We start from the raw sequence: 26,872 nt of genomic DNA on the forward strand, positions 1-26,872 counted from the left end.
CGTCACTTTCCGGGTGCGAGCACCTCGGGTTCGCCGAGGGAGAGCATGAGGCGGTTGGCCCAGTTGAAGAAGGCTGCGCAGTTGAGTACGTCGATGATGTCGCCATCGTCGAGGCCGGCCTCGCGCAGTGCATTGACATGCGCAGGACCGAACGCCTGCGGGGTCAGCGTGAGAGCCGCGGAAGCGTCGACGACAGCGTCCCAGACAGCATCGCCGAGGTTCGACGGCGTTTCCACACCAGTGTCGAGCAGCGTCTGCACCAGGTCCCGGCGACCCGACTCCTCCGTGGCCCGGTCCGAGTGGATCGAGGCGCAGAACAGGCACCCGTTGAGACGTGAGGCCACGGTCGCGGCCAGCTCACGTTCGGCCCGGCCGAGCCCGTCGGTGGTGTTGAAGAAGATGTCGAGGTCGGTCAGTGTTCGTGCCCGCAGGGCCGCCGGATCCCTGGCCAGGAGCCGGAAGTAGGGGTTCTTCGCCCGCCCCGCCTCGATGAGTGCCTCGCGCTGGACATCGGTCAGGTCCGCCTCGGCGACGGGGGAGATCCAGGGCACCCAGCCCAGCCCGGACTGCTGGAACAGCTCCGGACGGGTGAGCCCGGGATAGGTGCTGACGCGCTCGCCGACCCGGGCCAGAGCCTCGCTGCCCTTCGACGAAGCGGCAGAGTCCCTCGCAGAGGTGGCCTCGCCGTCACCGTCGCCCGCTTCGGGCGGTTCGTCCGAGACCGGGGGCAGGGTCGTCGCCGGTGCGTGGACCAGGGCAGTGAGTCCGGTGCTGATGCGGATCTGGAAGTTGAGGAATGACACGAGCTGCGCGAGCGTGACGATCGAGTCTTCGTCCCAGCCGGCGTCGAGGAGCAGCGCCATGTGTTCGGGACGTGAGTCGCGGGGATGCAGAACTAGGAGATGGGCGAATTCGAGGCCGGCGGCCAGCTGTGCGCCCAGCACCTCGCTCGACTTCTTCTCCACACTCAGCCAGGGTCCCGGGACGTTCTCGGCCGCCAGGGCAGCCGATTCGAAGGTTCCGTAGGGGCCGCGCACGGTCGAACGGGAGTCGAGTTCGAGCAGCACCTCATCGAGGAGTTCGGCGATCTCCCAGGAGGCGACCTCGTCTTCGTCACGGAGGAGGTCACGGTAGAACTCCTCGGCCGCGGGCGCGCCGAGGAGGCCGGCCGTGAATGCGGCGACGGCATAGCGGTCACGGTGGGAGAACCCACCGGTCTCAGCTGGTTCGAGCAGCGCTTCGAAGCTGAGCTGGGCGTTGTCCTTGGCCTGTGCACGGTGATCGCGCAGCTTGTCGAGGGGGTCCTGTGCGGCGATTCCGGCGAGGGTGTTGATGATGTCGGTCATGTCAGGCCGCCTGTTCCGTCGTGAGCGTCAGTCCCAGGGCCGGGGCCACCTCGGTGGCCAGGAGTTCGATGGACCGCAGCGTCGTCTCATTCGTCGCCGGCACCGAGTGTACCTGGAAGCTGACGTCGGTGGCCCGGTTCAGCACACGGTCTGTCGCCAGGCGTTCGATGACCTGCTCGGGGGTGCCGAGGTAGGTGTCGGTGGCGATGAGCAGCTCGTCCAGGCTCAGCCCCGAGGTGTCATAGCCGACGAGGCGATCTGCCTCGGCCCGCAGCGCCGGTTCGGTCCGGGCGCGGAGTTCGGGCAGCGCTGCGGCATCGGCGACGACGGCCGTGCGCGATGCCAGGATTCGGGGCTCCACACCGGAGGGAAGGTTCGCCAGGTAGGTGTCGATGACCGGCAGCTGCACCTCGTCGAGGGTTGCTTCGGGCTTGTCCTGGGAGCGGGGTTGGGTGCGAGAGAGCATGAGGCCATCACCGGCGGCACCGGCAGCTCCGGATCCGCCGGAGGAGAAGGTGGCCTGCCAGAGGCGCTCGGAGAGCCGGGTCGGTTCCGGATAGAGCGCATGCCCGGTCTCCAGGGACTGACCTGCCAGCAGAGTCTTCAGTGCCGCGAGGTTGTCGGCGAAGACCTCACGTCGTTGATCGAAGCTGGTGCCGAAGGCGGGGAAGGACTTCGGGTTTCCGCCCGAACCGAGCCCGATCTCCAGGCGTCCCCCGGAGAGCACGTCGGTGACCGCAGCGTCTTCGGCCACACGCACGCCGTTCTCCATGGGCAGGGTGATGATCGCCGTGCCCAAGCGGATCCGCGAGGTCTGGGCTGCCGCATGGGCGAGGAACACGAGTGGGGAGGGCAGGCCGCCCTCGGTCGCAGAGAAGTGGTGCTGGGCCACCCACGCGGAGTCGAAGCCGTGGGCCTCGGCCGCCTGGATCTGTTCGAGTGCGAACCGGTAGCGCTGAGCTGCCGGGGCGTCCTCGAGCAGGCGGGTGAAGAATCCGAGCCGGGGACCGGTGGAACTGTTCGTCATCGTGTCAGTCTCAACTTTCTGCTGCGGTGAGCAATGTGGGTGTCGAAGCGGCGCTGTCTCCGTTGCCGTGGAGCATCACGGGGCGGGGGATCGCATCGAGGAGGGTGCGCGTGTACTGAGTCTGCGGGCGAGCGAAGAGGTCCTCCGTCGGTCCGTTCTCCACCAGTCGTCCCTGCGACATCACCGACACGGTATCAGCGATCTGTCGCACGACAGCGAGATCGTGGGAGATGAAGACATAGGTCAGTCCCAGGTCAGATTGGAGATCGTCGAGGAGGGTCAGAATCTGGGCCTGCACGGTCACGTCGAGGGCCGAGACGGCCTCATCGAAGACGACGAGCTCGGGGCCGGCGATGAGGGCCCGCGCGATCGCCACCCGCTGCAGCTGACCGCCGGAGAGCTCGGCCGGTCGGCGCTCGCCGAACTCGGTAGGCAGGGCAACCCTCTCCAGGGCCTCGGCGACGAGGGTCGGTCGCGAATTCCGGGAACCGATGCGGAAGTTGCGCAGCGGTTCGGTGAGTATCTGGCCGATGGTGTGCTTGGGATCCAGTGCCGAGTACGGGTTCTGGTGCACGAGCTGGACCGTGCGGCGGAAGTCGCGCAGGCGGGCCCGCTCCGCACGACCGCGCAAAGAGTCATCGGTGTCGAAATTGCCGACGCGGATGCGACCGGACTGTGGGGTGAGGAACCCGGCCAGGGCCTTGCCCGTCGTCGTCTTCCCTGAACCGGATTCGCCCACGATGCCGTGGGTGGTGCCGCGTTCGACGTGCAGTGACACGTCGTCGATGCCGATGACCTGATCATCGTTGCGGGCATAGACCTGAGTCAGGCCCTCGACCGAGACGAAGGGGGCCTGCGCCTCGGCGAGTGCGGCGGTGGTTGTGGCCTGTCGGTGGGTCTTCGTCTTCAGCGCCGGGGCGTCGGCAAGCAGCCGCGAGGTGTAGTCGGTGGCAGGCCGGGAGAAGATCTTAGCCGCCGGTCCGGCCTCGACGACGCGTCCGGACTGCATGACGACGACCTCATCGGCGCGTTCACCGGCGACGGCGAGGTCGTGGGTGATGAAGAGGACGCCCATCTCGGTCTCTGCGCGCAGCTCATCGAGGAGATCGAGGACCTGCTTCTGCACGGTCACATCGAGGGCCGAGGTCGGCTCGTCGGCGATGAGCAGTCGTGGGCGCAGTGCGATCGCGGAGGCGATGAGGACTCGCTGGCGCATTCCCCCGGAGAGCTCATGCGGGAACTGATCGGCGCGCATCTGTGGCCGATCGATGCCGACTCTGGTCAGCAGTTCGATGACCTGGGCACGGGCAGACTTCCGATCGGCGCGCTTGTGGATCCGCAGCGCCTCGGCGACGGATTTGCCGATGGTCTGCAGCGGATTGAGTGAACTGCCGGGGTCCTGGGGGACGTAGCCGATCTGACTGCCGCGGATCCCACGCCAGCCGCTGGTTCCCAAGCCACCGAGATCGACTTCACCTAAGTGGATGTGCCCGGTCGTGATCTGCGCGGACTCCGGGAGGAGGCCGATGGCGGCATTCGCGGTCGTGGACTTGCCGGACCCGGACTCGCCGACGACCGCGGTCATCGACCCGGCGCGCACGGCGAAGGTCACGCCGTCGACGGCCGGGGCCGAGGACTGGGAGTAGGCGACACTGAGATCCTGCACGGACAGCAGGGGTGCGGACTCGGTCATGATGTCACCTTTCTCAGGGTGTTGCCGATTTGGTGGGTGGCCAGGACGATGGCCATGACGACGAAGCCGGGCAGCACGGTCAGCCACCATGCGGTGGCGACGAAGTTGCGGCCCTCGGCGATGATGAGGCCCCATTCCGGTGTCGGCGGGGGAGTCCCGTAGCCCAGGAAGCCCAGCGTCGAGATCTGGAGGATCGCGGATCCGATCTGGAGGACGGCCAGGGACAGCACGGGCGAGATCGAGTTGGGCAGGATATGGCGGACGAGGACGGAGAAGAAGGTGCCGCCCGAACCGTAGGCCGCGGCCACGAAGTCGCTGGTGTTGATGCGCACCGCCTCTGACCTCGACAGTCGTGCGAACTGGGCGATGGCCGTGACGCCGACGGCGATGGCCGCGTTGATGGTGCCGAAGCCCAAGACGACGACGATCGAGAGGCTGAGCAGGATCGCCGGGATCGAGAGCAGCACGTCGATCAAGCGCATGAGCACATCGTCGACCCAGCCGCGGCGGGTGCCGGCGATGAGCCCGATGGCCGTGCCCACGATGAGTCCGACACCGACAGCCACGAGTGCTGCGAGCAATGACTGTGACGCGCCGTAGACGACGCGGGCGTAGGCATCACGTCCGGTCTGGTCGGTGCCGAACCAGTGGTCGAGGCTGGGGCCAAGCAGCGCCGGAGTGGTGCCGCCGTCGTTGGGGTCATGCTGGGTGAAGAGTCCGGGGAAGAGCGCCCACATGATGGCGATGAGCAGGACCAGGGCCGAGACGATGGTGGCGGGGCCGATGTTCGCGCGGGTGCGGCTGCGTCGCTTCGCCGCCGAGCCCGGCTTACCGGTGCCCGAGGTGGGGGCAAGACTGCTGATGAGGCTCATGAGTGGGTGTCCTTGTCGTCCCAGTCGAGGTCGACCCCGACGCTGGCCGCGGTCGTCGACAGCGCCCGGCGAGTGGGTTCATCGGCAGGCTTCTTCCCCGCCGAGGCGGCCCCGGGCTGTGTGCGCAGCCGGACGTCGATGACGGGGTAGAGGAGGTCGACGATGAGGTTGATGGTCACGTAGGCCAGGGTCGCGATGACGACGACGGCCAGGAGGATCGGGTTGTCGCGGTGGGTCACGGCCTGGGCGGTGATCTGGCCGATTCCGTTGCGCCCGAATACGGTCTCGGTGACCACGGCGCCGGCGACCAGTTCACCGAAGACGAGGCCGATGATCGTCAGGCCCGGCAGGACGGCGTTGCGGGCGACGGTGTGGACGAGGATCCACAGCTCACCGGCACCCTTCGCCGAGGTGACCTTGACGAATCCGGAGGCCTTGACGTCGGTGATGGAGCGGATGAGGACCTGCGCGATGGGGGCCGAGAGCGGCACCGCCACGGTCAGGGTTGGGAGGACGAGCGCCTCGGCGGGGCCGGGTGAGACCACGGAGACGAACCCGAGCTGGAAGGAGAAGATCTGGATGAGCAGGATCCCCAACCAGAAGACGGGAATCGAGATGAAGAGGCTGGGCACCGAGTCGAGCAGCTTCCGCAGCCAGGCGAAGGGCCCGTAGGTTGCCAGCACCGCGATGACAACGGCCAGGACCAGGGCGGAGACGAACCCGGACAGGGCGAGCACCGCGGTCGAGGGCAGGGCCGCGGCGATGATCGTCGACACCGCGGCACCGGTCTGGACGGAGAAGCCGAAGTTGCCGGTGAGGAACCCTCCGAGGCTGAGGAAGTAGCGGCTGATCCACGACTCATCGGCCCCGGTCTCGGTGCGGATCTGCGCGATCTGGTCGGGAGAGAGACCCAGTGCAGGGTCGGCGAATCTGGCGGTGACACCGTCGCCGGGAATGAGGCTGAGCAGGATGAAGGCCGCGGTGAACGCGAGCAGCAGCACGAGCAGTGCCTGGCCCAGGCGCAGGACGAGGTATCGGATGTCGAGGATCATTGTCCACCTTCCAACCATGTGCTGTAGAAGTCGGGGCGGCCCACCGGTTCGGTCGTGAAGCCGTTGACGCGGCGACGGAAGGAGAACACCTGGGGCTCTTCGAAGAACGGCAGAACATAGGCGTTCTCGACGAGGTAGTCCTGAACTTTCTCGGCGGCCTTCTGCCGGTTCTTCGTCTCGGGCTCCGAGGCGAGTTCCTCCAGCAGCCGGTCGATCTCGGGGTCGATGCTTCCGTCCTTCGCATCGTCGCGGTCCTTGCCGTTGAGGAAGACGTCGCGGTTGACCGAGGAGTAGTTGGAACGCAGATTGTCGAAGTCCGCGCGCGCGACCATCGAATGGTAGATCTGGACCGTGTCGAGTTCGAGGGCATCGAGGGTCTGCTTGGACTGGTCACCGGGGTTGATGGACAGACGCACGCCCACGTGACGCAGCTGCTGCTGGATGAGGGTCTGCACCTCGTTCGAGCGTGGCTGCGGCAAGGCGATGTTGACGGCCAACTCCAGGACCTGGTCATCCTTGACGCGGAAACCGGCAGCGTTGCGTTCGCCCCAGCCGGCCTCGTCGAGCAGCCGGTTCGCTTCGTCGGGGTCATGGACCCAGGACCCGGACTGATCCTTGTAGCCCATGGCTCCCTTGGCCAGGAGTCCGGTGGCCAGCGGGTAGTTGGAGGTGAAGAGCTTGTCCACGATCTCCTGCCGGTTGACGGCGGCGATGATGGCCTGCCTGACCTTGAGGTCGGCCAGGAGCTCGTGTCGGAAACGGAAGTTGATGCTGTTGTTGATGCCGTTCGTGGCCTTGGCGTAGAGACGCAGACCCTGCTCGGTCACCCGGGACTCATCGGGGGCCTGGACGTCGCGGACGCCGTCGGCCTGCCCGGAGAGAACGGCTCCGATGCGCACCGAGTACTCGTTGTTGGCCAGGTAGTCGATCCCATCGAGATGGGCCCGGCCCTGATGCTCGAAGTGAGGTGGGGCCCAGTCGTAGTCCTCGCGGACTTGCACGGACAGCTTCGTTCCGATCGTCTCCTCGGTGATGTGGAACGGCCCGCAGGTGTGGATCTGCGTGGCCCCGCCGGGACCGAAGCCCTCGGCGTCGAGTCCCAGCGTCGAGTCGGCGAGCAGACCGGCGTTCATCGTCGATGTCGCCTGGGCGAATCCGGGGGAGGGGGCGCTGAAGTGGAAGCGGACCGTGTTCTCACCGAGGACCTCGCTGCGATAGTAGTTCGAGATCTGCTCGGAGACCGGAAGCGTGCGCGCTTCGTCGCCGGTGCCGAAGAGGTCGAAGTTCTTCGCCACGTTCTGCGGAGTCAGAGGCGAACCGTCGGAGTAGGTCACGCCCTGACGGATGGTGAACGTGAATTGGGTGGCATCGTTGTTGATCTCTGGCAGCGCCGTGGCCAGCCAGGGGTGGAGTTCGAGGGTCTCCGGGTCCTGCCACAGAAGTCGCGCGGAGATGTTGTTCATGATGCCGCCGTTGGGATAGAACCCGACCGAGGGCGGGTAGAGCAGCGTCCAGGTCTGAGGCTCGAAGTAGGTGAGGACCCCGCCCTGCACGGGATCGCCGCCCTCGGCCAGTGGGGCATCATCGGTGGGGGCGCACGCGCTGAGCGTGATGATGGTGCCCAGCCCCAGCCCGAGGCTGAGGAAATTGCGTCGGCCATAGGTTCGTTTGAAGCGCGCCGAGGTGGATGGACGGAGGTCCGTCATGGAAGGTGGTCCTTTGTGCAGATGAAACCGAGGTCGGGGTGTGGCCAGTTGCTCAGATATCTCAACTAGTCGTTGGTATAGCTCAACAATTAGAGCTTGTGACTAGCTTGAGGTCGATGTGGAGTCGACGCCACAGCATTCGGTCCTTTGGGTGTGTCTGCATGCTTCGAGTTAAGCCCATCGGCATGCTGGTAGTCAATCCGATCGCTTAACATTGAGTCATGTTGCTACCTCCGGACTTGGATCATCTCGTCATTGCCGTGCCGAATCTCGCCGAAAGTGTTGAGCAATATCACAACATTCTCGGCGTGGAGCCTATTCCCGGTGGTGCCCATCCGGGGCTGGGGACGGCCAATGCGCTGCTGGGCCTTGAGTTCGGCGACGAGTCTGGCGATGAGCACCGCGACATCTATTTGGAGATCCTCGGACCCGACCCGGAGCAGGATCCCGAGCTGGCAGTCGCGCGCCTGGCCGGTATCACCCGGCCCACGGTGCAGCGGTGGGCCATCCACCCGGCCGACTTCGACGGGCTCGTCACCTCAGCCTCACGATCGAGCCAACCCCACGTCGACCTCGGCGAGGTTCACGACATGACCCGCCGCACCCCTGAAGGCACGCTTCTCGAATGGAGACTCACGAGGCGGACACCGCTGGCGCTCGGGGGAATTCAGCCCTTCCTCATCGACTGGAAGGACTCCCCGCACCCCGCACGGCGGATGATGCCCGCTGTCCGTCTCGAGCGGTTCTGGGCGACGAGTGCGGATGTGGACACCACATCCAGAGTTCTGCGATCCTTGGGGACTACCATCGAGGTTGAGGCAGGAGACACGGAAACCCTGCACGCCACACTGAAAGGTCCCGGTGGATCATGGACGATCTGAGTACGATTCCCGCCAATCTTGACCACCTCATCATCACGGTGCCCGAGCTCGAAGCCGGGGTCGCTGAATTCGAGCGCCTCACCGGAGTCCGCGCCATCGCAGGCGGCAAACACCCAGGCAGGGGAACCGCGAACTGTCTTGTCGGCCTCACGCCAGCCGGCTGGCCCGCAGGCTCCCGCACCTACCTCGAGATACTGGGCCCCGACACGCAGCAGAAGCCACCGGCCGACGGCACCCTGCCGCTGGATGCACACCTGGCTCAGGGCCTGACCCTGCAGACCTGGGCGATCCACCCACACGCCTTCCTTGCGAAGGTCGCCGGGGCGAATACCGAAGGAATCGACTTCGGCGAGGTCCGCGACATGTCCCGGGAGACCGCCGACGGCACGCTGCTCGAATGGCGCCTGACCTCTCGGTCTCCGCTGCCGGGCAAGGGCACGCAGCCCTTCCTCATCGACTGGGGCGAGTCGACCCACCCCGCCGAGGCTGCCCTGCCGTCGGTCGAACTCCTCGAGTTCTCCATCGAATCCCCGGACGCCGAGGAGAGCCGTCGTGCCCTCGATGTGCTCGGTGCCGGTGATACCCAGGTCGTCGAAGGCACGGAGCATCGGCTGCATGCACGCCTGCGTGGTCCCGGCGGTGTCCTCGAGTTCTGAGCGAAAGTTCTCAGTGGAGCGGTTGTGAAACGCTAGACTCGACAGAGTGTCGCCAACTCCTCGCATTTCACAAGGTCCACTGCACTCAAGTCGATCGTTGCTGGGCTCCTCGCAGCGGCTGAGGTCAGCCTCGGCGGTGGTTGCTGCATCCCTGCTCATCGGACTCAGCGCCTGCGCAACCGACTCGGATCAGGAGACCAGGCCGGCACCGTCCTCGAACGAGACGGTCGCGTCCGGCGAGGGTTCGGCCTCTGCCCAGCCGAGTAAGTCGGTATCGCCGACGAAGTCCCCGACGCCCAGCAAGTCTGCTGATGCCGACGCAGAATCGGCCGGCGCCGCCGCTGTCGGCGAAGATGACATCGATATGAAGGGCAGCGGCGAGTGGGATCGACCGAAGAAGGAGACCGGACCCAACCGGGACGAGGGCAAGACCTTCACGGTCGCGCTGCGAGTCGAGGACAATCTCCCAATCGACGTCGACGAGGCCGCCGCCTTCATCATCAAGACCCTGCAGGATGAGCGCGGCTGGCAGGACCTCGACGATGTGTCGATCGAAATGGTCGATGATGGCGAAGATGCGATGATCTCCATCGCCAGTCCCGATACCGTGGACTCGATGTGCTTACCGCTGCGCACCCTGGGCAAGCTCTCGTGCCGCAACGGCGACAACGTCATCCTCAACGCCAAACGCTGGGTATCTGCCACCGACGAATTCGATGACACCACTCAGTACCGCCAGTACCTCATCAACCACGAGGTGGGCCACGCGCTCGGTCACGGCCACGAATCATGCCCCGGCGCAGGGAAGACGGCCCCGCTGATGCAGCAGCAGACCAAGGGACTGCAGGGCTGTGAACCCAACGGCTGGCCCTCGAAGGGCTGAGTTGGGTGGGAGAAGAATTGGGTCGCTGGTTGCCGAGATCACCTGTCCGGGTGCTGCACGACGAGTGACGTGCTGCGCGGGTTCCCTTGCTCGCTGTGAAATACGATGGCGGTTGACTCTGGGGCGTCACCGAAGACCATGGGGCCGCCCTTCTTCAGCGGCTTGCCGATCACCGGCAGCTTCGGCATGGCTTTTGCACTTCCGCCGCTGACTGCGACGGCGGGTCCTCCAGGTATTCCCTCGGGGACCGCGACTGCGTATTCGTCCTCCACAGTGAGATGAGTTTCCTTGCCATTTCCGTCAAGCGCCGGACCGGTGACGACCGGATCGTGGCCCGGCATCGCGATGATGAGGGCGGACCGCTGTCGCCGCGGGTTTGGCGGATCGATGCCTTTGTAATAGTCGACGTTATGATCTCGCGCCGCGACCATGAATCCGGTGCCTTCGTCGAATTTCACTGGCTCTGGATACGACAATTCGGTAAGAGCTCCATCATCAGCTAACGCAACAGATTCGCCATGGCCGGTGTATCGCAGGAGGTTGAGCACACCCTCCGCCTGACTCTGCTTCCAGCTGCTTGCCAAGAGCGGTGAGAACAACGACGGGGAAGTGTAGGCGCTGTTGCCGAAGGAGATTTGGACTGTGAGGATGGTTGCACTGTTGGGTTGCTCATCGTCGACACCGACCACGTGGTCATGTTCGTCCACGAGATCTCCACCCAGGTTTGTGATCTCCTCGGCGCGGACGTTGTCTCGGACGAGATAGAACTGGTCGTGGTCGTCGCTGAAGCCCTCGACAGCATCGAGCGGCAGAGGAATGATTGAGTTCCAGGAGGAACCGGGCGCGTGTTCTGAGGAAGCGATGGCAACGTCTTCGCTGTCGCTCCAACGGCCGTCTGTGTCTCTGCGCACCACGAAGAACTCGAGCACCACATCGTCAGCGTCGGTGTAAGAGGCGAAATAGGCGAAATCGGACTGACTGTCGTCCTCGTCTGCGCCCTGTCCGGCCCAGAGCAGCGTGTATTCTCCGTCCTCGGGAAGGCGTTTGGCGCCATCACGGATGAACCCGGCGTCATCGGCCAAGCTGCCGTGGGGTGTCCAACTCGGAAGTCCGTACCCGATGTTGGAGGGCAGGGCACCGTCTTCCGCGGGATCGTCCGGTCGTAGTATCTGTGGAATCGCAATTGCCGCGATCACGATCACCACAACCCCTGCTCCTGTTGCCCACAGCCACCGTCGTCTCCACCAGTGGCGTTCTCCGGTGCTGTGGTGAGCTTCGGAACTGTCAGTGCTCCCCGCTGGATCGTCGTCGACCCCCATTGGTCCTACCTTCCCCTCGTTGCGGCTTGCTACGAGTATAAAACGAGATGGCAATCGGGAATAAGACGACCGACCTCGTCGTTGATTGAGTCATACACGCTCAACTTTCGACAGGAGATCAGATTGGCTACGTTCTTCGGATCCGCCGGTTCTGGCGGAGATTCATTTGACGAGTTCCTTGCCCGTTTTCTGCAGGGACAGCAGGGCGCCCGACAGGGGCGCAGCGTCGACATCAACAAGCTGCTGAGCAAACGCAGCCACGAGGTCATCGACAACGCCGCTGACTATGCCAGAGAGCACGGGCAGGCGGAGGTCGACGCTCTGCACATTCTGCGCACCATGGCAGAGACCGAACCCGGTATCTCAGCGATTCGCCAGGCCGGGGCGGACCCAGAGCAGGTCGCCCATGCCGTTGAGGAGCGCTTGCCCGCTACCTCGAACACGAAGCCCGAGGGAGCATTGACCCTGACCGGTTCCGGTCAGCGTGCGCTCCTCGACGCCTACCAGGTGGCGCGGGCGTTCGGCTCGACCTACGTCGACCCGGAGCACCTGTTCTTCGCCTTCGTGCTCAACCATGAGATGCCTGCCGGTCGCATCCTCGCCCAGGCGGGTGTGACGCAGGAGCGGTTGCAGGCCGGAGCCGAAGCCGCAGAGGCCGGTGACCCACATGGCGGTCCCGGAGCAGGCCAGTCGGAAGAGACCATGCTCGAGCGCTTCGGCACGGATCTCACGGCGCTGGCAGCCGACGGTGAACTCGACCCGGTGATCGGACGTGCCGAAGAGATTCAGGAGACGATCGAGATCCTCGCCCGGCGCACCAAGAACAACCCGGTGCTCCTCGGCGAGGCAGGCGTCGGCAAGACCGCGATCGCCGAAGGACTGGCTCAGGCCATCCACAGTGGCGAGATCCCGGCACAGCTGTCCGGCAAGCGAGTCATCGCACTCGATCTGCCGGGGATGCTCGCGGGCACACGCTACCGTGGTGACTTCGAGGAGCGTCTGACCGGTGCGCTCGACGAGATCGCCGAGGACGGCGAGATGATCGTCTTCGTCGATGAACTCCATACCCTCGTCGGTGCCGGTGGCAACGGCGAATCCAACTCGATGGATGCCGGCAACATCCTCAAGCCCAGGCTGGCCCGAGGCGATCTGCACCTGCTGGGTGCGACCACGCTCAAGGAGTACCGCACGATTGAGAAGGACTCGGCTCTCGAACGTCGGTTCCAACCGGTGCGCGTCGGAGAACCGAGCATCGAGGATGCTGTGGCGATCCTCGACGGGCTCAAGGGCCGCTACGCCGAACACCACAACGTGACGTACACGCCTGAGGCGATCCGGGCCTCGGTGGAGCTCTCCGATCGCTACATCAACGACAGGTTCCTGCCGGACAAGGCGATCGACCTCATCGATCAGGCGGGTGCCCGTCTGTCCCTGCGTCGTGGGCCCAAGGTCGATGCTCAGGCTCTGCGGACGGAGATCGAGCGGCTCGAGACCGAGAAGAGCACCGCCATCAGCGAAGAGAACTATGAGCGTGCCGGAGAACTCCGAGATGAGATCATGGGTCTTGGGGAGAAGCTGCATGCAGCCGAGAACCCGAACGAAACCGCGGCGACGGCCCAGACTGATCACAATGTCGATCAGAGCAGAGCCGGCCAGAGCACGTCTGCTGAGGCCAGCGTCGTCGACGCCGACCAGATCGCACAGGTCGTCTCCCGTGCCACTGGAATCCCGGCGGGGAGCATGACTCAGGGACAGAAGGCCAAACTGGCCAAGCTCGAAGAGGTCCTCCACGGTCGTGTCATCGGCCAGGATGATGCGGTGACCGCAGTGTCGAAGGCCGTCCGCCGGTCGCAGATGGGAATGGGGGACCCGAACCGTCCCATCGGCAGCTTCCTCTTCTTAGGCCCCACGGGCGTGGGCAAGACGGAGCTGGCCAAATCTCTGGCAGCAACCCTCTTCGATGACGAGTCGGCCATGATCCGATTCGACATGAGTGAGTTCGGCGAGCGTCACACCGTATCGCGCCTGGTGGGTTCGCCTCCCGGCTACGTCGGTTATGACGAAGCCGGCCAACTCACCGAGCAGGTCCGGCGGAAGCCGTATTCGGTGATCCTGCTCGACGAGGTCGAGAAGGCGCACCCGGACGCATTCAACCTGCTGCTCCAGGTCCTCGACGACGGCCGCCTGACCGACGGCCAGGGGAGAACCGTGGACTTTCGGAACACCGTCATCATCATGACGAGCAACCTGGGCTCCGAGTTCATGGCGGGCAGCACTCCTCTGGGCTTCAGCTCCACCGACGCGAAGGTCACCGAAAAGGACCTGAGCGCGAAGGTGATGGGCAAGCTCAAGGAGATCATGCGTCCCGAGTTCCTCAACCGGATCGACGAGACCGTGATGTTCTCGCGGCTCGACCGTGAGCAGCTGCAAGTCATCGTCCGTCTCCAACTGGAGGCGTCGGTGCAGCGCCTGGCACACCAGGACATCAGCCTGAGCGTGTCCGAGGACGCTGTGGAATGGCTCTCAGATGCAGGGTACGAACCCGAGTTCGGTGCTCGTCCGCTGCGGCGCGTGATCCAGCGTGAGCTCGACGACCGCATCGCGGACCTCCTCGTCAACGAGGCAGTGTCAGAGGGCGGGACCGTCAGTGCCACGGTCGACGACGGTCAGCTGAACGTGATCGCGGGATCTCCTGAGGTTCCCGTGGCAGTCTGAGTCGGCTACCTGCAGAGACCAGGGTCGGGTCGGAAGACATCTCTTCCGCCCCGGCCCTGTTTCTGCCTCTTGGCCCTACGCCGGCTCGCTCAGGCGGCTGGGCTGCTCTGCGTCTCCCGCTGGGCCTCGTCCTGCTCGTGAACCTTGAGGACACGGTTGAGCACGAGACGTTCCGCCAAGGTCCATGCCGTCGTCGTCATGAGATAGAGCGTAGCCGCCAGCGGCACGAACAGCGCGATGACAGCGGTCATGAACGGCATGAAGCTCAGCACCCGTGTCACACCTGTGAGGTCGGGCATAGCGGGCCCATCGGTGTCTGAAGCCTGGACTGGCGGCGTCTGCGGCATGTCGGGAGTCAGCAGATGACGCGACAGGGCAGCGACGACGGTGATGACCACGACGATGACAGCGAAGACCGCAATCGTGGCCACCGTCAGGTCCCCGCCGCCCAGGAGGCCGACGAAGCCGGCGTTGAGAGGGATGGAGAGCAGAGAATGATTGAGTAGTTCATTCGCATGCCCGCCGATTGTGGTTTGGATGAAGATCCCGTAGACGGCCATGAGCACAGGCATCTGTGCCAGCACGGGCAGGCAGCCGGCCATCGGGGAAGCCTTCTCCTCCTTGTAGAGCTCCATGATCTTCTGCTGCTTGAGCTCGGGGTTCTTCTTGTGTCGGGTCTGCAGTTCGGCGATCTTCGGGGCCAGGCGCTTGCGGGTGATTCCGGCCCTGACCTGGGACAGGCCGACGGGGATCAGGACGGCGCGGACGGTGATCGTCAGCACCACGATGGCCAGCGCGGCACTTGCGCTGCCAGCCAAAGGTTCGAGCAGGGTCGAGAGCCAGGTGACGACCGAGTAGGCGGCGTTGACGAGCAGTTCGATGGGTGGAAATTCATAGATGTTCATGGTGAGGGCCCTCCTGGGCGCTGCCGATGCGCGAAAGCATGCAGGCAGCAGTGGTGATGTCGTCATGGGAGTTCATCGACAGAACGACGCATGGCGACACCACAGGCCGGCTCTCTCAAGGAGGAGGCAGGAGTGACGTCAGAGACCGTGCTTCAGAGCACGGAGATGAAAGTCGTCGTTCAGGCGAAGGAATGAACGACGAGAGAGGGGGCTCTGGCTTGTGCGGTGCCCGGAGTGCCGGGCTCCTCAGGCATACGGAACTGGCGAACTTCGGTTCGCTCACGTCCCATCCAGGGACCGTGGGGAGCCAGGGACAGAACCCTGACGAGAGCGTTTGCCGCCCAGGGTGCTACCGGAGACAGCAGGACCGCACCCAGAAGCACGAGGACGATCAGATGCATGGACGACTGGGGAATGACCGAATCGACGTCGGCGCTGAGCAGCACCATGATGAACTGAACTGTCATCCACAGGTTCAGCAGCATTGCGACTCGACCTTCCACTTGAAACCGTCGCTTGATTTTATCACGGCGGTGCTGGCTGTCTTCTGGGGCAGCTGCACTGTTGGGTCAGCGGCATTGTTGGGTCGGCTGCACTGATTTGTAGCCGAGTTGCACCAACATCGTGAAGTTAAGTTAGGCTGTCCTATGTTCATGTTGAGGGGGCGACCGCGACCCCCACAGTCGAAAGGGCAGGAATGTCAGCTCATCTCTCTCGCCGGGCCATAACCATTGGCACCATCGTCACACTTGCCTTCAGCGCGAGCGCCTGCAGCCAAGACTCGAGTGACTCTGCGAAGTCGGCCTCCAGCGACTTCCAGACCGTCACGATCGAACATGCGCTGGGCAAGGCCGTCATCGAGGCTGAACCCGAGCGCGTTGTGACCCTCGGTCAGGGCTCGACCGAAACCGCCATTGCCTTGGGGAAGACCCCGGTGGGTATGGAGGAATACGCCTGGGGCAGTGATGACACCGGCTATATGCCGTGGATCCATGAGGCTGTGAAGGAGAAGGGCGACGAGCTGCCCAAGCAGTTCCAGGGAGCTGCGGAACTCGACGTCGAAGCCGTCGCCGAGCTCGAACCCGATGTCATCCTCGCGCCGTGGTCCGGCGTCACTGCCGATCAGTACAAGCAGCTCGACGCCATCGCCCCCACAGTTGCCTACCCCGAGCAGCCGTGGACCATCGAATGGGATGAGCAGATTGAGACCATCGGCAAGGCCCTGGGCCAGAAGAAGGAATCTGAGGGGCTCGTCGACGACATCAAGACGCAGATGAACGAGGCGAAGCGGTCCGAATACGAGGGACTCACGTTCTCCTACATCTACAATGACGGACCGGGCACTCTCGGCGTCTTCTATCCCGATGAGCAGCGGGTGGCGATGGTCTCGGCGCTGGGTCTGACCCCCGATCCCATCATCGACAAACTCAAGAAGAACTACGACGCGCCGGGCACGGACTCGGCTCTCATCGGACTCGAGAATGCCGACAAGCTCGACGACTCCGACCTCATCTTTACGTTCTACTCCGATGAGAAGAGCAGAGGGGAGATCGAGTCACAAAGCGTGTACTCGAACATCCCCGCGATCAAGTCAAGCGCGGTCGTCGCTGCCGAAGACCAGGCCTTCGTCACCGCCTCGTCGATCATCAACCCGCTCACCGTCCCCTGGGCGCTTAAGCGTTACGTTCCGATGATCGACGAGGCCATGAAGAACGTCAAGAAGTAGAACATCAAAAGTCGAATGACGCGTCAGTCGAGTGCGCTCAGCTTCTTCCACTCATCCCAGTCGTAGACCCAGTCGGAGATGTCGCTGGCCGAGGTGGACAGGCTGACATCCGAACCGGTGATCTCGACGGGGTCGCCGAAGATCGCCGAGTCGTAGTACTGCTTGGCTCGCGCGGTGGACAGGTTGACGCAGCCATGGGAGACGTTCGCCGAACCTTGGACCCCTGTCGACCAGGGAGCGGCGTGGATGAATTCTCCGTTGTTGTGGATGCGCACGGCCCAACGCACGTCGGTTTCGTAGTCCCACTGCTCGGAGGTCATCGTGTAGTCCGCTGCCTTCGACATGACCACATGGGTTCCGTTGTAGGACGGAGACTTCGCAGCGCCCAGTGAGGCAGGGAAGTTCATGACCTCTTTGCCGTTGCGGGTCACAACCATGCGGTGAGACTTGACGTCGGCCGTGACGACCTGCTTCCGCCCGATGTCGAAATCAAGGGTGAGGTCGTTCTGGCCAACGGTGTCATCGGTGGTGGGGACGTTCTTCAGCGGGACGTCAACGGAGATCTTGGAGTGCGCGGGCCAGAAGTCCTTGGGGCGGAAGTGCAGGCGCGACTGCGGGTCATCGGGCAGCCACGCCCAGGAGCCCTCGACCTTGCGTTTCTTGCCGTCGTTGTCGGTGACCTTGACCGTCAGCCGGTGCTCGACGTCATCACGGTACGCCTTGGCCACGGTGGAGCCGAAGGTCAGGATGATCGGAGCTCCGACGCCCACGGTCTGGTCATCGGAGAGGATCGTGCGCACGGGCATCGGGGAGGCATCGCCGGCCGACACGGTGACCGTGGACGTGAAGTCGTGTTCTTCTCCATCCGCCGAGGTGGCTGTGGCCGAGAGCTCGTAGGTGCTGTCGGCGACGAGGTCGTAGGCCGAAACCCAGGCCGCAGCATCGTCGGGAGCCATGACCGAGTGCGTGTCTTTAGCGGAGTCCTGCTTTGCCGCGGACTCGGTTGTGTCATCCGAAGCGCTTTCGCTCGGCGTTGAAGAGCCCGCCTTCGCGTCTTCGGTCTGGTCTGCTGCCTCGAGTTCGGCCCCAGCGGTGTCGAAGAAGACTCCGGGGTCGGATGTGATTCTGGGGTGTTCGGACTCGGTGATCGAAATATTGCTCAGCGTCGCGTTCTCGACGCTGAGGCTGATGCGCTCACCCGGTGCGGCCGCGGTCTCTGCTCCGGATTCGACTACTTCGCCGCCGTGTTCCGGGGCGGGCGACTTGGTGCTGGTCGGCTCGGCCGATGTGGTGGAACCGGACGTCTTCGCTGAAGATCCCTGCGCAGAGGACTTGGCTGCCTCGGTCTCGGAGACGGTGCCGACTCGGAAAATGGGTTCGGCAGCGGCCTCGGCGGACTTCTTCGCTTCCTTGCGAGTGGCATCGGGGTCTGAGCCGGAGGGTGTGCAGGCGGTGAGCAGAGCGATTGCCGATAAGGCAGCAACCGCCCCGTGAATCTTCTTGGGTGACAAAACAGGGATCCTCGTTCGAGCAAAGGGATGAGAGCTGCAAACCATGCTAGTGACCCCAAATCACGAAAGTATTAAAGCACTGCCTGAAATCGGCGGGAAATGCCCGTTTCTCGCCGTTGAGAGCGGTCCTGACCAGGACTGATATAGGGGAGGGGGAGTTGTGGAATTGTGACCTTGAGAAACGAAGGACTCCCCGTGCACCCGCCAGAGCTCGCTTACCCTTGCTGCCTTCCGGCCCTGGGGGAGTTCACAAGATGACGCCGCACGGGGAGCCATCGATCAGTGTAGTCGAGAGCATCCTCGAGGCACAAAACGAGGGTCAACAGTGTGGTCAATGATCAGTGTTTCGCCATTCGGCCCTCGATCGGAGAGTCCGGCGCCATCGGCCATGCCTCCGGCATTGATCATCGATTCGGCATCGGTGCCCATGGCAGCGACGATCTCGTTGAAGTCGACGTCTTCGGATGCGTCCACTGCGGCCTGATCGACTGTGCACATGATGAGCATGAATTTCACGGTGGCTCCTTGGCCAGGAATGTGCCGGGGGCTTTGGGGGAGACCTCTCATGCACTGTGTCGAATCGGCTGAGGTCGGTTTCACGCGGCGACCGGCTCGGCTGCCAATTCCCTCAATGGGCTCGGACGGCGCTCGGAGACTGAAGGACGATTTCACCTGCGCTTAGTGTGATGGTTCACACTGGGCCGTCTTGATTTCGCATTGTCGACACGACTCGGATAGGCTGGCTCGCGGAGGATTCGCCTAGTGGCCTATGGCGCTCGCCTGGAACGCGGGTTGGGTTAACGCCCTCAGGGGTTCGAATCCCCTATCCTCCGCAGAGAGAAGAAGGCTCCCACCCGAGATCATTCGGATGGGAGCCTTCTTCGTCAGCTGTTCACGGGCGCTTCAGCCTGTCCCAGGGCCTCAGCCCAGCACCTTGGCGATGGCCGAGTTGAACGCGTCGAGGTCTCCGGGGTTGCGTGAGGTGATGAGGTTGCCGTCGATGACAACCTCGGAGTCCTCCCACACTGCCCCAGCGTTGACCAGGTCGGTCTTCGTTGAGACGAACGAGGTCAGCTTCCGGCCCTTTGCCACATCTGCCTCGGCGAGGATCCATGGTGCGTGGCAGATCGCGGCCACCGGCTTGTCGGCTGCGAAGAATGCCTTCACCAGTGCCACCGCGTCCTCATCGAGGCGCAGTGCATCCGCGTTGAGGGTGCCGCCTGGAAGTACGAGGGCGTCGAAGTCCTCAACCTTGGCCGCAGAGGCGGGGACGTCGACGGTGAACTCGTCGGCGTGGTCCCAGTCGCCGTTCATCGCCTGCAATGTTCCCTCCGAGGGCGAGACGATGACGGTCGTGGCCCCGGCTTCGTCGAGTGCTCCGCGGGGACTGGTGAGTTCGACCTGCTCGACTCCGCGGGTGAGGAGGAACGCGACCTTCTTGTCTGAGATTGCCATATTGCTTACTCCTAGTCAGTTGTCGGATCCGACTTCGCAGGTACGACCTGTCAGCATGACGAACCGTGCGTCGGTGTCATACCCAAGAACGCAGCTGCCCGGTCCCGATATTCCTGACTGCCCTTGATGCCGAGTGCCGGCTGCAGCCATGCTCAGCTGAAGCTGGGGAAGTCGAGCGAGTATCCGACGTTCGAACCCGAGACCGATGTGACCTTGACCGTGCCGTAGCGTGTCTCGCCGTAAGCGGTGACGTTGCAGGAGGCAGATCCCCTCTTGGAGATGATCATCAGGTCATTGCGGCATTCGACCTTGTCGACGGTCGTCCCCTGCTTCGAGTACGCTCTCTCGATGTCCTTCTCGAGCAAGGAGGCGGGGATGGTGCCATTGCCGTTTTCGTCGATATCGAATCCGGGGTTGCTGGTGCCCGCATTCTCGCTGCGGGAGCTCGAAGAGCCTTCGCCTGACGAGGTGTCGGGAGCCTCTTCGGTGACGGGGTCTTCAGTCTGTGCCTCGTCGGGGGTCGCGGAGACTCCCTCTCCTTCCTGCGTTTCTCCCGGGTCAAGCTTCGGGTCGCCGAAGGAGACCTGCATGTCGCAGGCCGACAGTGACAGTGCGGCTGCGAATGCGCCGGCAACGGTGATGGACCGAATGAGCTTTGTGGTCGTCATGGTGGACTCCTGAGACGTGGGGTCGTGGACATGAGACCACTCTGTCAACGGGGTCCGCCGAGGTGGGTGCCTGCGTGTTCGCATTCGGGGACCCGTGTTCCAGGTCGGTTACAAAGGCCCAGCGGAGACTATCCGTGGAAGAATCGAGACAGGTCTCGCCGAAGATGTCGAGAATCCGCAAGTGGCTTCGTCCCCGGGATGTCAGCGAAGTTCGCGACGAGCAGTTGATATGAGGAGAAGAACATGGCTAAGTACCTGATGCTCAAGCACTACAAGATGGCCCCGGAGTACATGCAGTACACCCCGATGGATCAGTGGACTCCCGCCGAAGTCGACGCGCACATGACCTACATGAACAACTTCGCGGCGAGGCTGAAAGAGACCGGGGAGTTCGTCGACTCACAGGCGCTCTCACCCGAAGGGACTTTCGTCCGGTTCGACGGAGCGGGCAGGCCGCCGGTCACCGACGGCCCTTTCCCCGAGACCAAGGACCTCATCGCCGGATGGATGGTCATCGACGTCGATTCCTACGATCGGGCGCTTGAGCTGGCGGGCGAGCTTTCGGCCGCACCGGGTGCCGGCGGCGAACCGATCCGTGAGTGGCTCGAGCTCCGGCCGTTTATGGGAGCCACCCCGAACACCACGGATTGACCACCGTGGAATGACCTGAGTTCAGCATGAACGACGACGAACTGAGGGACCTCGTCCCCATCGTGATCGGCATCCTCGAGCGGCGGGGAGCAGACTTCTCCACCGCCGAGGACGCCGTTCAGGATGCCCTGATCGAGGCATTTCGCACGTGGCCAGGCGACGAACCCCGTGACATGAAGGGGTGGCTGATCACCGTCGCCTGGCGCAAGTTCCTCGACCGGAATCGCAGCGAGTCGGCACGCTCACAACGCGAGGAGCGAGCCTTCGACCTGGATACTTCACCACACATCACCTCGGCAGATGACACCGTCGACCTCTACTTTTTGTGCGCCCATCCGGACCTCAGCCCAGCCTCGGCGGTGGCTCTGACTCTGCGGGCCGTCGGCGGTCTGACGACCCGCCAGATCGCCGAGGCCCATCTGGTGCCCGAGCCGACGATGGCTCAGCGCATCTCCCGGGCTAAACGCACATTGGCCGGCCGCAGACTCAATCGCCCTGGAAACGTCTCTGCCGTTCTCACGGTTCTCTATCTCGTGTTCAACGAGGGCTATTCCGGCGACGTGGACCTCGCGGCAGAGGCCATCCGTCTGACCCGGGCGCTCGTCGCGTCGATCGACCATCCTGAGGTCTCCGGGTTGTTGGCGCTCATGCTCATCCACCATGCCCGCCGCGACGCCCGGTTCACCGCCGATGGTGCCCTGATCGCCCTGGCTGAGCAGGACCGATCCCTGTGGGAGACCCGCCAGATTGCCGAGGGAATCGGCATCCTGCAGGCCGCGCTCGCCCGCGACCAACTCGGGGAATTCCAGATCCAGGCGGCCATCGCGGCTCTGCATGCCGACGCGCAGCGGGTCGAAGACACCGACTGGGTCCAGATCGTCGAGTGGTACGACGAGCTCCTGAAATTAGGCGACAGCCCGATCGCTCGGCTCAATCGTGCCGTCGCGATCGGTGAAGCGGACGGGCCGATGGCCGGACTGGCCGAACTCTGCGGACTCGATGACGGCCTGCCCCGCTACTTCGCGGTTGAAGCACATCTGAGACAGAGGGCAGGAGAAGTGGACGTGGCGGCGAAACTCTACGTCAAGGCCGCAGCTCAGGCGAGCAACCTCGCCGAACGCGACCACCTCCTGCGTCAGGCAGCTCGTCTGAACTGTCAGCGCTGAGCCCTTGCAGAGACGCGACGTGAGCCCGATCTAGACCGCCACGATGTGAGGGTGCTGGCGGTGGAAATCGGTGGCCTGCTGGAACGTGTGCCCGGCAGCGAGGAGCAGGCCTTCTCTGAAGTCTCCGGCGACGAACTGAGCGGCCAGTGGGGTGCCGCGGTCGGAGAATCCGGAGGGCAGGGTGATCGACGGCAGCCCGCAGTTGTCGATCGGTGCCGTGGGAACCGTCACCGCGGCAAACAGTTCGGCATCCGAGCCGAGGTTCTCCATCTGTGTGATCGTCGGCGACGCGGCCCCGATGCCCGGGAGAAGAAGCAGGTCGATGTCAGCCATGAGTGCACGCATGCGACCGGTGAATGCTCGTCTGGATTCGAGCAGTTCGTGGTAGTCGACGGCGCTCAGTCCGCGTCCCACCTCGATGAGTCCGGCGAGGTCGGGTCCGTACTCGGCTGACCTCGAAGGGTAGTTCTCTGCGTGAACTCCGGCAGTCTCGATGCCGCACAGGGCAGTCCACTCCTGTGCTGCTTCGGGCAGGCCGGGGGTGCGCACGTCGAGGACGCGCCAGCCGAGGTCGACGAGCACCTCGATGGTGGATTCCAGCATCGCATTGGTCGCGTGATCGAAATGCTCGGCGGCCAATTCGCGGTCGAAGCCGACGACCGGAGCATGGTCGAGGGTGAGCTGCTGGCTGTAGCGGGGGACCGGCTCGAGGGACGAGGTCGGGTCGTTGGGGTCATGGCCGGCGATGGCCTCGAGAATGATGGCGGCGTCGCGTGCGCTGCGCGTCATCGGGCCGATATGGTCGAGGCTCGGCGCCAGCCCGAAGATGCCGTTGCGCGAGACCCGGCCCCACGTGGGTTTGAGCCCGGTGACCCCATTCGCCGAGGAGGGGAGGCGGATCGATCCGCCCGTGTCCGAGCCCAGCGAGCCGTAGCAGAGGCCGGCAGCGGTGGCGACGCCCGAACCGCTCGAGGAGACCCCGGACCAGGTGTTCGGTTCCCAGGGATTGACCGGGGTCGGCAGGTCGGGGTGGTGGCCGGTGAATGCGCCTTCGGTGAGGCGCAGCTTCCCGAGGATCACGGCCCCGGCGGCCCGCAGGCGAGCGACGACGGTGGCATCGTAGTCGGGTTGGAAGTCAGCATGGATCGTGGTGCCCGCGCCCGTCGGCGCATCGTGAGTGTAGGCCAGGTCCTTGATCGCCAGCGGCACGCCGTGCAGCGGTCCCAGCCAGTCCCCGCGAGCCAGTCGCGCATCAAGGACGTCTGCGGAGGCCAGCGCCGATTCTCGCATCAGGGTGACGAAGGACAGGAGGTGGGAATCGAGTTCGGTGATGCGATCGAACATGGCCTGCGTGGCGTCTCTGGAACTCAGACGCCCGGACCTGATGAGCTCCGATACTTCGTGCAGTTCGCGAAACTCGAGTCCGCTGTTCGCCGAGGTGCTGCTGGTCATGGACGCCTCCTTGCATCGGTTTTCCCCATGCTATCGGGGAAAGCCCGTCACGTCACTGCTGATCAGCTCCGCCCCCGGCGAGTTCACGCAGGGCCTGGACATGAGCGTCGAGACGAGCGCCTCCGTCTGGGGTGATCGCGACCCAGGTGCGGGGTCGCTTGCCGACGTAGCCCTTCCTGACCTCGATCATGCCCGCCTTCTCGAGAGCGGAGATGTGTCGGGAGAGCACGGAGTCGGAGACTCCGAGAGAATCGCGCAGGAGCTTGAACTCGGCCCTGTCCCGATTCTTCAGGCTCGCCACGATTCCGAGGCGAGTGGGATTGCCCAGATCGGATTCGATCCGAGCCAGAGACCCGCCGAGGTGGGGGATGGGTTCGTGCGATTCCTCGGGTCTTGGTTCTGCCCGGGAGTAGGGGGCTGTCGTGGAATTCTTCTTCGGGTTCATGAGGATGTCTCTTTGCCTAGGTGCCGACGGTCAGCGCTGCCGATCTGCATGCGCTCAGCGGCGCAGGCCGAAGAGGGCCATGATGGGCGAGATGACCCAGAGGAAGCCGGCGGCTGCGAATGGCACCCAGGAACTGGGGGTGAACGAGTCGACGATGAGCGCTGTGGAGAAGGCGATGAAGGTCAACGGCAGCCAGGTGCAGAGCAGAATGGTCGAACGACGACTCCAGCTCAGGGCCTTGACGACATAGACGATGATGGCCGGTGCTAACCAGGCGCCACCTGCGCCGAGGATGATCAGCTGAGTGGTGTTGTCCTCGATGACTCCGACGGCGACGATCCCGACGGAGACTGCGGCGCTGTAGACGAAGAGCATCGTGACCAATGGCCAGGCGTCGCTGGAGCGTGCCTGTGTCTGATTCGACTCGACCTGTGAGAGAAGGTCCTTGGCTTGCTGCGGGGTGGGCGTGGTCATGGCAGCTCCTTCGTGCTGTCGTCACCGAGATACGGCGCTTCCTGATGGAAGTAATTACAGCGTAGCAAGTAGTTTCCAATATAGAAAGTACTTTCAGGAAACTAACACCCGAGGCCTCGGAGGAGCGATAGTGCGCCTGGGCGCTCACATGGCAGCCGCCGCCACCGTGGCCGCGAGCTCGGTGGCGCTGGCGAAGTGGTCGTCGGTGACCTCGCCGGTGACGATGAGAGGGTCGAAGGCGAGCTTCCAGCCGAGGCCCGTGGTGATCTGCTTCATCGCGGTCTCCGCCCCGGTCGTGTCATAGCCTCCATGAATCCAATAGGAGAACGGACGACCCGCGGTCGGCTCCCTGACTTCGTCATATGTCGTGTCGAAGAAGTGCTTCAGAGCACCGGAGATGTAGCCGAAGTTCGCGGTCGTGCCGAGGACGAACCCATCGGCGGCGAGCACGTCCGCGGTGGTCGCTTCCAGCGCGGGACGGACTGTGACGTCGATGGTGCCCAGTTCCGGCATGCGCAGTCCGGACAGAGCCGCCTCGGCGATTTCAGCCGTTGCCTGTGATGGGGAATGATGAACGAGCAATATGCTGACCATGGGACCAGACTAACCCTGCAGCAGTTCGACGAGGGAGGATTCGTGGCAGTCATCTTTGATCCGCTTCGAGGCCGAATGCGGCCCGCAGCCAGCCATGGTGATCAGGAGATCATCGACGTCCTCACCGGAGGCGACCTCACTCGAGGCGGTTTCAGCGTGGGTGCGGGTGCCGACGAGAGAATCGACACGACCGGGTGGGCGGTCCTGACTGGGGCCGGGATGAGCACGGACTCGGGAGTCCCCGACTATCGGGGGCCCGACGCGGTGCCCCGGCAGCCGATGACGATCCAGACCTTCCTGTCCCATCCCGATCAGCGGGCCCGCTATTGGGCGCGTTCATGGGTGGGGTGGCCGCGCATGCGCTCTGCCCAGCCGAATGCGGGCCATCTGGGGCTTGCACAGCTGCCCGTTGCCGGCATCGTCACGCAGAACGTTGACGGACTCCACCAGGCCGCGGCGAGTGAGATGGGCAGCGAGAGTCCGGTCATCGACCTACACGGCAGCCTTGATCGTGTCATCTGTCTTAGCCAGGGGCACATTTTCGACCGGGACTGGGTTCAGGCCAGACTGAGCGAGCTCAACCCCGACTTCGCGAGACTCGTGGGAATCGATCCCATCGACGTCGAGACGGCTCCCGATGGTGACGTGGAGTTGGAGGAGACGCAGAACTTCGTCGTCGTCGACTGCCCTCGGTGCGGCGGAATCCTCAAACCGGACGTCGTGTACTTCGGTGACTCCGTGCCGCCGTCGAGGCTGCAGGAAGCGAATCGGATCTGCCAGGAGGCGCGTGGAATCGTGGTGCTCGGTTCCTCACTCGCAGTGCTCTCCGGGTTGCGATTCGTCCGGGCGGCCGCGAAGGAGTCGAAGCCGGTCGTCATCGTCACTGACGGACCCACCAGGGGCGATGAGCTTGCCGACTACCGCTCGATCTCCCGAGTTGCCGATTTCGTGGCCGACTGGGCACTCAGAGGAATCCAAGGCGGAGATGACAGGCTCACCCTATGAACAATCTTGCACGAACCGAACGCCTCCGCCTCGTCGATGCAGCACGCAGAGCGGGTGAGGACGCCCCGACGCTGTGTGAGGGCTGGACGACACGCGACCTTGCCACGCACCTCGTCATTCGCGAGCGCCATCTGGCTGCCGCCCTCGGCATCTTCATGCCGAAGTTCGAGGGCAAGCTCGAGGCACAGGAGCAGGCGTATGCCTCGATGCCGTATCCGCGACTCTTGGGTCTGGTGGCATCCCCGCCGAGGTGGACCCCGGGTGGGTGGCCCGGCGTCGAATCCGTGATGAATACCGCCGAATACCTAGTCCACCACGAGGACATCCGCCGTGCGGCGATCGAGTGGATCCCACGCAGGCTGTCCCTGCCGGAGAACCGTGCGGTGTGGACTGCGTGCCGCACCGCGCTTCTGCCTTTTGCAGCCAAGGCCGAAGGCCGTGTGGAGATTGTTGGCCCCGGCTTCGGCCAACGCAGTGCCGGCAGACACGCCAGCGGAAGCTCCGGCAGGACCAGCGGGATCACCATCACGGGTGAACCCGTGGAGATCCTGCTCTATCTCATGGGTCGTGAGGAGCATGCCCTCGTCGATGTGAGGTGAAACTGCTGTGTTGTCGGGCCAAGCGGGGGAAAACCCCCGAGCAGGTGGACGGTTTATATCATTCACCCCGC

The 26,872-nt window shown here is 64.1% G+C and carries 26 protein-coding genes, 1 tRNA gene and 1 other RNA gene; 10 read left to right on the forward strand and 18 right to left on the reverse strand.

Translation table 11 applies throughout. The features are described 5' to 3' along the window. Positions 1–2: 2 nt before the first annotated feature. The 6 genes from BANT918_RS05805 to BANT918_RS05830 are packed head-to-tail and all read right to left on the reverse strand — an operon-like array spanning position 3 to position 7,696. Positions 3–1,346, reverse strand: coding sequence for an alkylhydroperoxidase domain protein (locus BANT918_RS05805; protein WP_009883211.1), 1,344 nt, complete (start codon positions 1,344–1,346; stop codon positions 3–5). A 1-nt stretch (position 1,347) separates the two neighbouring features. After that, entirely contained in the window at positions 1,348–2,373 is a 1,026-nt protein-coding gene (locus tag BANT918_RS05810; protein WP_009883210.1) for a putative FMN-dependent luciferase-like monooxygenase, read from the reverse strand. A gap of 10 nt (positions 2,374–2,383) precedes the next feature. Continuing rightward, complete coding sequence (locus BANT918_RS05815; protein ID WP_101619359.1) at positions 2,384–4,066, reverse strand: dipeptide ABC transporter ATP-binding protein; 1,683 nt, start codon at positions 4,064–4,066, stop codon at positions 2,384–2,386. After that, positions 4,063–4,938, reverse strand: coding sequence for an ABC transporter permease (locus BANT918_RS05820; RefSeq protein WP_096158334.1), 876 nt, complete (start codon positions 4,936–4,938; stop codon positions 4,063–4,065). Before BANT918_RS05820 ends, BANT918_RS05815 begins: the two co-directional genes overlap by 4 nt. Continuing rightward, on the reverse strand, positions 4,935–5,990 hold the full coding sequence (locus tag BANT918_RS05825) for an ABC transporter permease (RefSeq protein WP_101619360.1): 1,056 nt from the start codon (positions 5,988–5,990) through the stop codon (positions 4,935–4,937). Before BANT918_RS05825 ends, BANT918_RS05820 begins: the two co-directional genes overlap by 4 nt. After that, on the reverse strand, positions 5,987–7,696 hold the full coding sequence (locus tag BANT918_RS05830; RefSeq protein WP_101619361.1) for a TIGR04028 family ABC transporter substrate-binding protein: 1,710 nt from the start codon (positions 7,694–7,696) through the stop codon (positions 5,987–5,989). The genes BANT918_RS05825 and BANT918_RS05830 overlap by 4 nt, the downstream gene beginning before the upstream one ends. A 221-nt stretch (positions 7,697–7,917) precedes the next feature. Between BANT918_RS05830 and BANT918_RS05835 the strand changes: the two genes are divergently transcribed. From BANT918_RS05835 to BANT918_RS05845, 3 genes are all read left to right on the forward strand, one after another. Continuing rightward, the gene (locus BANT918_RS05835) at positions 7,918–8,577 is read left to right on the forward strand and encodes a VOC family protein (protein WP_101619362.1); all 660 of its coding nucleotides are present in this window, start codon (positions 7,918–7,920) and stop codon (positions 8,575–8,577) included. Continuing rightward, on the forward strand, positions 8,565–9,233 hold the full coding sequence (locus tag BANT918_RS05840) for a VOC family protein (RefSeq protein WP_101619363.1): 669 nt from the start codon (positions 8,565–8,567) through the stop codon (positions 9,231–9,233). Before BANT918_RS05835 ends, BANT918_RS05840 begins: the two co-directional genes overlap by 13 nt. Before the next feature lie 136 nt (positions 9,234–9,369). Next, positions 9,370–10,116, forward strand: a complete 747-nt coding sequence (locus tag BANT918_RS05845; protein ID WP_101619364.1) for a DUF3152 domain-containing protein — start codon at positions 9,370–9,372, stop codon at positions 10,114–10,116. Positions 10,117–10,154: 38 nt separating this feature from the next. Here BANT918_RS05845 and BANT918_RS05850 read toward each other — a convergent pair whose 3' ends face one another. Next, on the reverse strand, positions 10,155–11,321 hold the full coding sequence (locus BANT918_RS05850; RefSeq protein ID WP_145996944.1) for a hypothetical protein: 1,167 nt from the start codon (positions 11,319–11,321) through the stop codon (positions 10,155–10,157). 237 nt (positions 11,322–11,558) lie between these two features. Between BANT918_RS05850 and BANT918_RS05855 the strand changes: the two genes are divergently transcribed. Then, positions 11,559–14,150 carry an ATP-dependent Clp protease ATP-binding subunit gene (locus BANT918_RS05855; protein WP_101619366.1) on the forward strand — a complete coding sequence of 864 codons (2,592 nt, stop codon included), beginning with the start codon at positions 11,559–11,561 and terminating at the stop codon, positions 14,148–14,150. An 89-nt stretch (positions 14,151–14,239) separates the two neighbouring features. Here BANT918_RS05855 and BANT918_RS05860 read toward each other — a convergent pair whose 3' ends face one another. Both BANT918_RS05860 and BANT918_RS05865 read right to left on the reverse strand, forming a co-directional pair. Next, the gene (locus BANT918_RS05860) at positions 14,240–15,055 is read right to left on the reverse strand and encodes a YidC/Oxa1 family membrane protein insertase (RefSeq protein WP_101619367.1); all 816 of its coding nucleotides are present in this window, start codon (positions 15,053–15,055) and stop codon (positions 14,240–14,242) included. Between the two features lie 179 nt (positions 15,056–15,234). Beyond that, positions 15,235–15,540, reverse strand: coding sequence for a hypothetical protein (locus tag BANT918_RS05865; protein ID WP_101619368.1), 306 nt, complete (start codon positions 15,538–15,540; stop codon positions 15,235–15,237). Between the two features lie 212 nt (positions 15,541–15,752). Between BANT918_RS05865 and BANT918_RS05870 the strand changes: the two genes are divergently transcribed. Further along, entirely contained in the window at positions 15,753–16,781 is a 1,029-nt protein-coding gene (locus BANT918_RS05870; RefSeq protein ID WP_101619369.1) for an iron-siderophore ABC transporter substrate-binding protein, read from the forward strand. A 23-nt stretch (positions 16,782–16,804) separates the two neighbouring features. Here the strand turns inward: BANT918_RS05870 and BANT918_RS05875 are convergent, their stop codons facing one another. From BANT918_RS05875 to BANT918_RS17535, 3 genes are all read right to left on the reverse strand, one after another. Further along, positions 16,805–18,292 (reverse strand): Ig-like domain-containing protein, encoded by a 1,488-nt coding sequence (locus BANT918_RS05875; RefSeq protein ID WP_101619370.1) that lies wholly within the window; start codon positions 18,290–18,292, stop codon positions 16,805–16,807. Between the two features lie 181 nt (positions 18,293–18,473). Beyond that, an RNA gene (gene ffs, locus BANT918_RS05880) (signal recognition particle sRNA small type) lies at positions 18,474–18,569 on the reverse strand. A gap of 2 nt (positions 18,570–18,571) precedes the next feature. After that, complete coding sequence (locus BANT918_RS17535; RefSeq protein WP_101619371.1) at positions 18,572–18,808, reverse strand: hypothetical protein; 237 nt, start codon at positions 18,806–18,808, stop codon at positions 18,572–18,574. 232 nt (positions 18,809–19,040) lie between these two features. Between BANT918_RS17535 and BANT918_RS05890 the strand changes: the two genes are divergently transcribed. Continuing rightward, positions 19,041–19,125: transfer RNA gene (locus tag BANT918_RS05890), tRNA-Ser, on the forward strand. Between the two features lie 88 nt (positions 19,126–19,213). On the opposite strand, the gene BANT918_RS05895 is transcribed toward BANT918_RS05890, so the two are convergent. Next, complete coding sequence (locus tag BANT918_RS05895) at positions 19,214–19,747, reverse strand: type 1 glutamine amidotransferase domain-containing protein (RefSeq protein ID WP_101619372.1); 534 nt, start codon at positions 19,745–19,747, stop codon at positions 19,214–19,216. Positions 19,748–19,899: 152 nt separating this feature from the next. Beyond that, positions 19,900–20,415 (reverse strand): hypothetical protein, encoded by a 516-nt coding sequence (locus BANT918_RS05900; RefSeq protein WP_101619373.1) that lies wholly within the window; start codon positions 20,413–20,415, stop codon positions 19,900–19,902. Positions 20,416–20,658: 243 nt separating this feature from the next. On the opposite strand from BANT918_RS05900, the gene BANT918_RS05905 reads away from it, so the two are divergent. Both BANT918_RS05905 and BANT918_RS05910 read left to right on the forward strand, forming a co-directional pair. After that, positions 20,659–21,066, forward strand: coding sequence for a YciI family protein (locus BANT918_RS05905; RefSeq protein WP_101619374.1), 408 nt, complete (start codon positions 20,659–20,661; stop codon positions 21,064–21,066). Positions 21,067–21,092: 26 nt separating this feature from the next. Next, on the forward strand, positions 21,093–22,232 hold the full coding sequence (locus BANT918_RS05910; protein WP_101619375.1) for an RNA polymerase sigma factor: 1,140 nt from the start codon (positions 21,093–21,095) through the stop codon (positions 22,230–22,232). A gap of 30 nt (positions 22,233–22,262) precedes the next feature. Here the strand turns inward: BANT918_RS05910 and BANT918_RS05915 are convergent, their stop codons facing one another. The 4 genes from BANT918_RS05915 to BANT918_RS05930 all read right to left on the reverse strand — a co-directional run bounded on the left by BANT918_RS05915 (position 22,263) and on the right by BANT918_RS05930 (position 25,197). Next, positions 22,263–23,684 carry an amidase gene (locus BANT918_RS05915; RefSeq protein ID WP_101619376.1) on the reverse strand — a complete coding sequence of 474 codons (1,422 nt, stop codon included), beginning with the start codon at positions 23,682–23,684 and terminating at the stop codon, positions 22,263–22,265. Positions 23,685–23,736: 52 nt separating this feature from the next. After that, positions 23,737–24,129 carry a winged helix-turn-helix domain-containing protein gene (locus BANT918_RS05920; RefSeq protein WP_101619377.1) on the reverse strand — a complete coding sequence of 131 codons (393 nt, stop codon included), beginning with the start codon at positions 24,127–24,129 and terminating at the stop codon, positions 23,737–23,739. 54 nt (positions 24,130–24,183) lie between these two features. After that, positions 24,184–24,603, reverse strand: a complete 420-nt coding sequence (locus BANT918_RS05925) for a hypothetical protein (protein ID WP_101619378.1) — start codon at positions 24,601–24,603, stop codon at positions 24,184–24,186. A gap of 144 nt (positions 24,604–24,747) precedes the next feature. Then, on the reverse strand, positions 24,748–25,197 hold the full coding sequence (locus BANT918_RS05930) for a flavodoxin family protein (RefSeq protein WP_101619379.1): 450 nt from the start codon (positions 25,195–25,197) through the stop codon (positions 24,748–24,750). Positions 25,198–25,239: 42 nt separating this feature from the next. On the opposite strand from BANT918_RS05930, the gene BANT918_RS05935 reads away from it, so the two are divergent. Both BANT918_RS05935 and BANT918_RS05940 read left to right on the forward strand, forming a co-directional pair. Then, positions 25,240–26,202: a Sir2 family NAD-dependent protein deacetylase gene (locus BANT918_RS05935; protein ID WP_101619380.1), complete on the forward strand. Its 963-nt coding sequence runs from the start codon at positions 25,240–25,242 to the stop codon at positions 26,200–26,202. After that, a complete protein-coding gene (locus tag BANT918_RS05940; RefSeq protein WP_101619381.1) occupies positions 26,199–26,801 on the forward strand; it encodes a TIGR03085 family metal-binding protein in 603 nt (200 codons plus the stop codon). Before BANT918_RS05935 ends, BANT918_RS05940 begins: the two co-directional genes overlap by 4 nt. Positions 26,802–26,872 lie beyond the last annotated feature (71 nt).

The organism is Brevibacterium antiquum CNRZ 918, from assembly GCF_900169145.1.
Lineage (GTDB): Bacteria > Actinomycetota > Actinomycetes > Actinomycetales > Brevibacteriaceae > Brevibacterium > Brevibacterium koreense.

Bases quoted from the DNA above. Each gene is read 5' to 3' on its own strand.
- BANT918_RS05940 (WP_101619381.1), top strand. From the start codon at position 26,199: ATGAACAATCTTGCACGAACCGAACGCCTCCGCCTCGTCGATGCAGCA.
- BANT918_RS05895 (WP_101619372.1), bottom strand. From the start codon at position 19,747: ATGGCAATCTCAGACAAGAAGGTCGCGTTCCTCCTCACCCGCGGAGTC.
- BANT918_RS05815 (WP_101619359.1), bottom strand. From the start codon at position 4,066: ATGACCGAGTCCGCACCCCTGCTGTCCGTGCAGGATCTCAGTGTCGCC.
- BANT918_RS05920 (WP_101619377.1), bottom strand. From the start codon at position 24,129: ATGAACCCGAAGAAGAATTCCACGACAGCCCCCTACTCCCGGGCAGAA.
- BANT918_RS05865 (WP_101619368.1), bottom strand. From the start codon at position 15,540: ATGCTGCTGAACCTGTGGATGACAGTTCAGTTCATCATGGTGCTGCTC.
- BANT918_RS05910 (WP_101619375.1), top strand. From the start codon at position 21,093: ATGAACGACGACGAACTGAGGGACCTCGTCCCCATCGTGATCGGCATC.
- BANT918_RS05835 (WP_101619362.1), top strand. From the start codon at position 7,918: ATGTTGCTACCTCCGGACTTGGATCATCTCGTCATTGCCGTGCCGAAT.
- BANT918_RS05810 (WP_009883210.1), bottom strand. From the start codon at position 2,373: ATGACGAACAGTTCCACCGGTCCCCGGCTCGGATTCTTCACCCGCCTG.
- BANT918_RS05870 (WP_101619369.1), top strand. From the start codon at position 15,753: ATGTCAGCTCATCTCTCTCGCCGGGCCATAACCATTGGCACCATCGTC.
- BANT918_RS05840 (WP_101619363.1), top strand. From the start codon at position 8,565: ATGGACGATCTGAGTACGATTCCCGCCAATCTTGACCACCTCATCATC.
- BANT918_RS05860 (WP_101619367.1), bottom strand. From the start codon at position 15,055: ATGAACATCTATGAATTTCCACCCATCGAACTGCTCGTCAACGCCGCC.
- BANT918_RS05915 (WP_101619376.1), bottom strand. From the start codon at position 23,684: ATGACCAGCAGCACCTCGGCGAACAGCGGACTCGAGTTTCGCGAACTG.
- BANT918_RS05825 (WP_101619360.1), bottom strand. From the start codon at position 5,990: ATGATCCTCGACATCCGATACCTCGTCCTGCGCCTGGGCCAGGCACTG.
- BANT918_RS05905 (WP_101619374.1), top strand. From the start codon at position 20,659: ATGGCTAAGTACCTGATGCTCAAGCACTACAAGATGGCCCCGGAGTAC.
- BANT918_RS05930 (WP_101619379.1), bottom strand. From the start codon at position 25,197: ATGGTCAGCATATTGCTCGTTCATCATTCCCCATCACAGGCAACGGCT.
- BANT918_RS05805 (WP_009883211.1), bottom strand. From the start codon at position 1,346: ATGACCGACATCATCAACACCCTCGCCGGAATCGCCGCACAGGACCCC.
- BANT918_RS05830 (WP_101619361.1), bottom strand. From the start codon at position 7,696: ATGACGGACCTCCGTCCATCCACCTCGGCGCGCTTCAAACGAACCTAT.
- BANT918_RS05820 (WP_096158334.1), bottom strand. From the start codon at position 4,938: ATGAGCCTCATCAGCAGTCTTGCCCCCACCTCGGGCACCGGTAAGCCG.
- BANT918_RS05900 (WP_101619373.1), bottom strand. From the start codon at position 20,415: ATGACGACCACAAAGCTCATTCGGTCCATCACCGTTGCCGGCGCATTC.
- BANT918_RS05925 (WP_101619378.1), bottom strand. From the start codon at position 24,603: ATGACCACGCCCACCCCGCAGCAAGCCAAGGACCTTCTCTCACAGGTC.